General features: G+C 57.9%; 8 protein-coding genes. 4 read left to right on the top strand and 4 right to left on the bottom strand.

What is annotated here, in order from left to right:
• Positions 1–66: 66 nt before the first annotated feature.
• Positions 67–1,281 carry a DUF819 family protein gene (locus ACO6BQ_RS11290; protein ID WP_489121006.1) on the bottom strand — a complete coding sequence of 405 codons (1,215 nt, stop codon included), beginning with the start codon at positions 1,279–1,281 and terminating at the stop codon, positions 67–69.
• 30 nt (positions 1,282–1,311) lie between these two features.
• The gene (locus tag ACO6BQ_RS11295; RefSeq protein ID WP_489121018.1) at positions 1,312–1,743 is read right to left on the bottom strand and encodes an EamA family transporter; all 432 of its coding nucleotides are present in this window, start codon (positions 1,741–1,743) and stop codon (positions 1,312–1,314) included.
• A 113-nt stretch (positions 1,744–1,856) separates the two neighbouring features.
• On the opposite strand from ACO6BQ_RS11295, the gene ACO6BQ_RS11300 reads away from it, so the two are divergent.
• The 4 genes from ACO6BQ_RS11300 (at position 1,857) to holA (ending at position 4,647) form a co-directional block, all read left to right on the top strand.
• Entirely contained in the window at positions 1,857–2,345 is a 489-nt protein-coding gene (locus ACO6BQ_RS11300) for a GNAT family N-acetyltransferase (protein WP_489121007.1), read from the top strand.
• Positions 2,346–2,378: 33 nt separating this feature from the next.
• Positions 2,379–2,738, top strand: coding sequence for a hypothetical protein (locus ACO6BQ_RS11305; RefSeq protein WP_489121010.1), 360 nt, complete (start codon positions 2,379–2,381; stop codon positions 2,736–2,738).
• A gap of 239 nt (positions 2,739–2,977) precedes the next feature.
• On the top strand, positions 2,978–3,604 hold the full coding sequence (locus tag ACO6BQ_RS11310; RefSeq protein WP_489121012.1) for an MBL fold metallo-hydrolase: 627 nt from the start codon (positions 2,978–2,980) through the stop codon (positions 3,602–3,604).
• Positions 3,601–4,647, top strand: a complete 1,047-nt coding sequence (gene holA, locus ACO6BQ_RS11315; protein ID WP_489121013.1) for a DNA polymerase III subunit delta — start codon at positions 3,601–3,603, stop codon at positions 4,645–4,647. The genes ACO6BQ_RS11310 and holA overlap by 4 nt, the downstream gene beginning before the upstream one ends.
• A gap of 370 nt (positions 4,648–5,017) precedes the next feature.
• Here holA and pflA read toward each other — a convergent pair whose 3' ends face one another.
• Together pflA and pflB are read right to left on the bottom strand one after the other, a co-directional pair.
• On the bottom strand, positions 5,018–5,773 hold the full coding sequence (gene pflA / locus ACO6BQ_RS11320) for a pyruvate formate-lyase-activating protein (RefSeq protein WP_489121014.1): 756 nt from the start codon (positions 5,771–5,773) through the stop codon (positions 5,018–5,020).
• Complete coding sequence (gene pflB / locus ACO6BQ_RS11325) at positions 5,760–8,009, bottom strand: formate C-acetyltransferase (RefSeq protein ID WP_489121016.1); 2,250 nt, start codon at positions 8,007–8,009, stop codon at positions 5,760–5,762. The genes pflA and pflB overlap by 14 nt, the downstream gene beginning before the upstream one ends.
• Positions 8,010–8,155 lie beyond the last annotated feature (146 nt).

The raw sequence follows: 8,155 nt of genomic DNA on the forward strand, positions 1-8,155 counted from the left end.
ACGAAAAAATCTACGCCAATCTGACGGACTTCATTTTATCAGCGATTCCTAAAATGTATGCGACGTTCATGCCCCGAGCATACTGCCGACAATGATGCCAATGTATGTGCCGATCGCGTAGCCGAACGTGCCGACAAGCATCGCAGGCCCCACGAGGCGCGTCCATCCCTGCGAGATCGCCATGCCCGCCGCCGTCGTCGGACCGCCAATGTTCGCATTGGACGCGATGAGGATCTCCTCGAGCGGGAAGTTCAATATTTTCCCGCCAATCAGGCAAAACATCATATTGAGGACGACCATGATGAAGCAGAAAACGAAGAGCAGCGGCGCATTCACCAAGATCTCCATGATAGAGGCGGGCACACCAATAACGAAAAAGAACATATAGATGAAGAATGTCCCGATCTCCTGTGCTCCGTGCATGGCACTTGCCTGTTTTTCAAAAAAACTGGCAAAGATAACGGACAGCAATGTAATCCAGACGTACTGACTGCCGAGGAAGGTGCTGCACATCTTCGAAAGCATCCCGCCGTCCGCCGGAACCAGCGTCGCAAAGGTACTGCCGATGAACTTCGAGATGGTCACGACGACAACACCATAGGTAATGCACATGGCGATGTCGCGGAGGGAGACATCCTTGCGCCCCCAGTATGCCGCCGCGAGAGTCTTGCCCTCTGCCGACACGCCCTTTTCCTCCACCTCGTCGATCAGGGGATGCTCATAGAGACGACGCGCGAGAGCATTGCTCGCAATCCCGAGCAGGATCAAAAAGTAGATCGCCATATTGAGGTTGTCGGCAACGATGGTCGACGAGACGAGCGTCCCACTGACCTTGAACGCATCCGCGAGCGCCGTAAAGTTCACGCCGCCGCCGATGTAGGAACCGGTCATCATCGCCGCCACCTTCGGCAGCCCGTCAATGGAGTGCTGCAGGAGGGCGCACCCGATCACCGCGCCCGCGATTGTCCCGATCGAACCGATGAGGAAGATTGCAAGCAGCTGCCCCGTCTCGCGCCAGATCTTGCGGATATTCGTCTGGAGCAGCAGCAGAGGAATCGCGAGCGGCACAAAGTAGCCCCAGACCACATCGTCATAGATCGGTGCAGCGGACGGAATGATGCCCGCATTGACGAGCACAAGTGCGAGGACGAGTGCGAGAACCGCCCCCGTAAGGCGCGATGCCCATGTATAGCTCTGTTCGAGATGGATCGAGGCAGCGACCGCAGCCATCATCACAGCCAGGAGAGCCCACGTATTTTCCGAATGAATCAGTGTATCCATTTCAACCCCTATCTGTAGAACAAACGTCCCCTATGGAAACAGTACCAAAATCACCCCACCCGCTGCAATCATTGCAATCCCAACACCGTGCAGGAAACTGACCCGTTCACCAAGAATGACGACGGCGATCAGAACTGCAAAGACAACACTCAGCTTGTCGATTGGTGCAACCAAGGTGATCGCAGCGTCCTTAAGTGCGCGGAAGTAGAAGAGCCACGAGAGCGCACTGGAAATGCCGCTGAGTGCGACGAAAGCGAGTGCCTTCCGATCGGCAAGCACCTGCGGCAAATCGGCGGTATGCCCCTCGACGACGACCACACCCACGAGAAACAGCGCCATGATCACGGCACGAACGGTCGTTGCGGCAGTGCTGTCCACCCCGGCGAGCCCCACCTTCGCAAAGATGGAAACGAATGCAGCACACAGAGCGGAGAGCAGTGCATAGACGAGCCACGCACGCATCGCCATCCCTCCTTAAAAGTGTGCTTTAGTATAGCATTATTTTTTCATCACCGCAAACGCTTCTTTCAAAATTACTTGCAATCGTGTAGAATAGGAGAAACGGAGGACGAGGAATGATACGACAAGCCACGGTGCAGGATATTCCCGCGATCCTGCGCATCTATGATGCGGCACGCGCCTTTATGCGCCGCACGGGCAACATGACGCAGTGGAGCGGCGGCTATCCGTCGGAGGAGATCGTACGCGCAGATATTCTGCAGGGTGTGAGCTATGTACTGGAAAATGGGGCGGGGCATCTCCATGCCGCATTTGCGCTCATCCCCGGCGACGACCCGACGTATGCACGCATCGAGGGCGCATGGCGCGACGACGCCCCCTATGCCACGATTCACCGCGCGGGCAGCGATGGGACGGAGCGCGGTACATTCCGCGCCATCCTCGCCTTCGCACGTGCGCAGCATGAGCATCTGCGCGCAGATACCCACGCGGACAACATTCCCATGCAGAACTGTCTGCAAAAGAACGGCTTTGCCTACTGCGGCATCATCTATCTCGCCAGTGGCGACCCGCGACGCGCCTACGAGTGGAGCAGCGGCAGCTGAGTCAAAACTGTGTATATTTAGGAGAGAACATCTATGGCAATCATCTTTTATCCGAGCTGCAAAATCCGAGCCGACTTCCCCGCCGAGAGTGCAGCCGTGCGCCGCTACCTCGAAGCGCGACATGGTGTACAGACGGCAGGCTGCTGCCGCCCGCATCACCCGAAACTGACGCCGGAAGATCACGCAATCGTCGCGTGCAACAACTGTGCAAACATCGTCGAGGAGAGTTCCAAGGCGGGCGCATTTACCTATGTATGGGAGCTGATTGATCGGGATGCGGATTTCCCCCATGTTCACACCCATGACGGAGGAGGAGCAGCACGCCTACTTCCAGCGGCACGCACAGAAGCTGCCGACGGAGAAGGCCGTCTGCTCGTGCAAATACTGCCGTGACGGCATCGACGCGTGCGGCAAGACGGGTGTTCACATCCTCCAGCTGCTCTTTCCGATAAAGGAATCGCTGATAAAATAGACCCTCGTATTGGTGCAGATTTTTTTGTCCTGTCAAGGAGACAAACCGGACGCATAGCCGTCCGCTATGTGGAGGATTCTAGGGCACAGACAGGGCGAAAAAGATGTGCTAAGACGCGGTGCTGAATTTGTCAGTGCTTCCTTAAGATAGGAGAATCCACATGATCGAATGTATGACCGTCGGCGACATGATCCCGACCAATGCCTTTTTCTATATCGACGATGCAACACAGCACGGCTTCCTCATCGACGCAGGCTCAGACGGCGACCTGCTTGCCGAACACGCGGAGATGCGCGGCTGGACGATCGAGCGGCTCCTGCTCACGCACTGCCATTTCGACCACATCGGCGGCGCGGAGGACTTTGCCATTCGCACGGGCGCATCCATCTATGCCGCCGAGGACAGCCCGCGCTACTACAGCGACCCGAACTGGAATCTCTCGCTCTGGGGCGGCGGTAGGATTACGCTCTCGGACGTGACGACCTTTGCCGACCGCGAGATTATCACGCTCGCGGCAAATCCCGACGTTGCTCTGGAGGTGCGCTATACACCGGGACATACGACGGATTCCTGCATATTCTACAGCGCACGCGACAAGGCGGCATTTGTCGGTGATACCATCTTCCTCGCGAGCATCGGGCGCACGGACTTCCCGGGCGGCGATGAGCAGACGCTCTGGGACAGCATCGCACGCGAAATCTTCACGTTGCCGCCCGATACCATTCTCTACTCGGGGCACACGGAGCCGACCACCGTGGGTGCAGAGATGGCACGCTACCGCCGATGAACTACGCAGAGTTCATGGCATCGCTCGCAAAGGGTGAGCCGCCGCACGTCTTCCTGCTTGCGGGCGAGGAGAGCTACTATGTGCGGCGCGCCGAGGAGGCGATCCTGCGCCGCCTCCTGCCTGTGGCGGAGGAACGTGCCTACGCGCTCATCCGCTACGAGGAGATGCCGTCCGTAGACGTACTAATAGAGACTCTCGAAACGGTGCCGATTTTCACAGAAAAGACAGTTGTCCTCGTACGCGATGCCGCCATCTTCCGTGCAACGAAAAAAAAGGACGGGGACGAGGATGCCCCCGCATCAAAGGATACGGCGGCGGATGCGCTGATTGCCCGCCTCGCCGACCTCCTCCCGACCACCTATGTCATCTTTACGCTTGGCACGAAGCCTGACAAGCGGCGCAAGCTCTACCAGACGGTCGAAAAATACGGACGCGTGCTGGAGAGCGAACCCGTCCGCCCGTGGACGGTGGAAAACTGGCTGAACGGGCGGCTGCGCGAGATGAACCGCTCCATGCACAGGGAGGCACGCACATTTTTCCTGCGTGTGGTCGGCATCATGCCGACCATCTCGCTGGAGTTCCTCGACCGCCAGCTGGAAAAGCTGACGCTCTACACAGACAATCCCCAGTTCACAGAGGACGATCTGCGTGCGGCGTTCTCGGAGATGCCCGAGGTGTCCGTATTCGCGCTGATGGATGCCGTGAGTGCACGCGATGTCAGGCAGGCACTCGACCTCCTCGCACGCTGCCGCGCAGATGGCATCCACTTCACCGTCCTGCTCGCCCTCCTCGTGCGCCATGTCCGCCAGCTCTGGCAGGCAAAGCGTCTGCTGATGAACGGCACGCCGCCGAAGGGGCTCGGCAAGATCATGGGACTGCATCCCTTCATCGCCGAAAAACTCGGGGGACACGCGAAGGCATTCTCCGAGACAACGCTCGAACGTGCCGTCCTCGCCCTTGCCGACGCGGACTATCTGCTGAAAACGGGACAGGCGGGCGATGAATTGTTGGAGGATGCCTTGATACGGCTGTGCCGAAAATAGCCTTGCAACGCAATAGAGAAAGTGCTATTATATAGGTGAGGCAAAAATGAATGATGTGGAAGTGCTCCATTGGCACGAAAAAATCCCCGCAACGGGCATTGCGGGGGTCTTTTTTGACACAGGGAAAGATTTCTGAACCCCTAGGCTAGTTGCCGGTTACTCGCCGTCTAACCATTTGCAAATATAGTGGGCAGCTACACTCGCCATGACGGAAAGTATGAATGATGTGATCATCTCCAATCGGCACACCTCCTTTCAGTGCCATTATAGGAGGTGGCAACACAGATAGTATAACATAAGTTTCAAAATAAAAACAGATGTGTGCATTCAAAAAGAGAGGTGCTGCGCCGTGCAGTGCCTCTCTTTTCGTTTATCTCAAATATCCCGTATACTCCCCCACGCGCAGGATCTCCTCCGCACAGGCAATCTCCTCCGCAGTCGGTGCGGGCGTGTCCCCGAGCCGATACGGCAGGCGAAGCTCCTCATACTTGTGAAGTGCCATCGCATGATAGGGCAGCACCTCCACGCGATCGACCGTCTTTAGACTTGCGATAAAGTCCGAGAGACGGCGAAGAGCATCCGCCCCCGTCGTCCATCCCGGCACGAGCACATGGCGAATCCACATCCGCTTGCCGCGCTCCGAAAGGAACTGAGTCAGGGCAAGCGCACTCTCATTCGATACACCCGTGAGTGCCCTGTGCTCTTCATCGTCAATGTGCTTCAGATCAAGCAGGAACAAATCCACGAGCGGCAGCAGTTCCGCGAACGCACTAAAAAACGGTTCGTTCCGTGTGAACGGCTCGCCCGCCGTGTCGATGACGGTGTTCACGCCCTTTTCCTTCGCGAGACGAAAGAGTTCCGTCACAAATTCGAGTTGGAGCAGCGGCTCGCCGCCGCTGACCGTGATGCCGCCCTTCTGTTTCCAATACGGACGATAGCGCAGTGCCTGCCGAAAGATCTGCTCTGCCGTCGCCTCATAGCCGCCCTCCCGCTCCCATGTCTCGGGGTTGTGGCAGTACTGACAGCGATAGCGGCAGCCCTGCACAAAGACGATGAAGCGGATGCCGGGGCCGTCGACCGAGCCGAAGCTCTCTGTCGCGCTGATTCTGCCTTTACATATGCTCATGGAAGGTACGCGAAATTACATCCTCCTGCTGCTCACGCGTCAGGCTGATGAACTTGACCGCGTAGCCCGAGACGCGGATGGTAAAGTTCGCATAGGCGGGATCCTCCGGATGCTCCATGATGTGCTCCAGCGTCTCGCGCCCGAACACGTTCACGTTCAGATGGTGCGCCCCCTGATCGAAATAGCCGTCCATCGCACTCACGAGGTTCTGTACGCGCTCATCCTCATTGTGACCGAGCGAGGCGGGTGTCATGCTCTGCGTGTTCGAGATGCCGTCGAGCGCCCAGTGGTACGGCAGCTTTGCAACGGAGTTGAGCGAAGCGAGCAGCCCGCAGCACTCCGCGCCATAGCTTGGATTTGCACCCGGTGCGAGCGGCATCCATGCGGGTCGCCCGTCCGGCATCGCGCCCGTGTACTTGCCATAGACGACGTTCGATGTGATCGTGAGAATCGATGTCGTCGGCTCGGAGTTGCGGTAGGTGTGACGTGCCTTGATCTTCGACAGGAAGGTTTTGAGCACCCATTTCGCGATCTCATCCGCACGGTCGTCGTCGTTGCCGTAGCGCGGGAAGTCGCCCTCAACCTCGTAGTCCACGACGATGCGGTCATTGTAGATCGGCTTCACCTTTGCATACTTGATCGCGCACAGCGAGTCCACGACGTGCGAGAAGCCCGCGATGCCCGTTGCGAACGTGCGGCGCACATCCGTGTCGATGAGTGCCATCTCCGCCGCCTCGTAGTAGTACTTGTCGTGCATATACTGGATGATGTTCAGCGCGTTGACGTAGACGTGTGCGAGCCAGTCCATCATGCGCTCATACTTCGTAATGACGTTGTCGTATTCGAGATACTCCGTACGGATCGGGCGATAGGCAGGGCCGACCTGCACACCGCTCTTCTCGTCCATGCCGCCGTTGATCGCATAGAGGAGACATTTCGCGAGGTTCGCACGCGCTCCGAAGAACTGCATCTCCTTGCCCGTCTGCGTCGCCGATACGCAGCAGCAGATCGAGTAGTCGTCCCCCCACTCGGGCTTCATCACATCGTCGTTCTCGTACTGGATCGAGCTCGTGCGGATGGAGATCCGCGCTGCGTAGTCCTTGAACGTCTGCGGCAGCTTCGAGGAGTAAAGCACGGTGAGGTTCGGCTCGGGGGAGGGTCCCATGTTCTCAAGCGTGTGGAGGAAGCGGAAGTCGTTCTTCGTCACCATGTGGCGGCCGTCCATGCCGATGCCCGCCATCTCAAGCGTCGCCCAGATCGGATCGCCCGAGAACAGTTCGTTGTAGGACGTGATGCGCGCGAACTTCACCATGCGGAACTTCAGCACAATGTGGTCGATCAGCTCCTGCGCCTCCTCCTCGGAGAGGATGCCGCGTGCGAGGTCGCGCTGGATGTAGATGTCGAGAAAGGTCGAGATGCGGCCAACGCTCATCGCCGCGCCGTTCTGCGTCTTAATCGCCGCGAGATAGCCGAAATAGAGCCACTGCACCGCCTCACGCGCGTCCTTCGCGGGCTGCGCGATATCAAAGCCGTAGAGTGCCGCCATCTCCTTCATGCCCTTCAGCGCACGAATCTGCTCCGCGACCTCCTCGCGCTGCTGAATGACATCGTTGCTCATAATGCCGTCGCCGTAGTTCAGCAGATCGCCCTCTTTGAACGCAATGAGATGATCGATGCCGTAGAGCGCGACGCGGCGATAGTCGCCCACGATGCGCCCGCGCCCGTACGTGTCGGGCAGCCCCGTGATGATGTGGCTGCGGCGCGCCGCACGGATCTCGTCCGTGTACGCATCGAACACCGCCGCATTGTGCGTCTTGTGGTACTTCGTAAAGATCTCGTGGAGCTTCGGGCTGACCTTGTAGCCGTAGTTCTCAAGGGCCTCCTCCGCCATGCGGATACCGCCGTACGGCATGAACGCCTGCTTCAGCGGCTTATCCGTCTGGAGACCGACCACCTTTTCGAGGTCTTTGTGTGCGGGGTCGATGTAGCCCGGACCGTATGCCGTCAGCCCTGAGACGATCTCCGTCTCCATGTCGAGCACGCCGCCCTTCGCGCGCTCCTCCTTCTGAAGTTCCTGCACGCGTGCCCACAGGCGGTTCGTCGCGTCCGTCGGCGGCGCAAGGAAGGACTCGTCGCCGTCGTACGGCGTATAGTTGCGCTGAATGAAGTCGCGGACGTTGACCTCCTCCTGCCAGACGCCCCCTTCAAAACCGTCCCAGCTCTTGCTCTGCAGCATATTCTGCCTCCTATTCTACAGGTGAAAATAGATTCCCATATGTTACTTCCATAATACTTGAACTGCGTTCACTTTTCAATAGAGCAACGAAAATAAATGCTATCAATATTTTTCATGTGAAATATAATTTATGTATATATCAAAAA

This window comes from Centipeda sp. (in: firmicutes) (genome assembly GCF_057271695.1).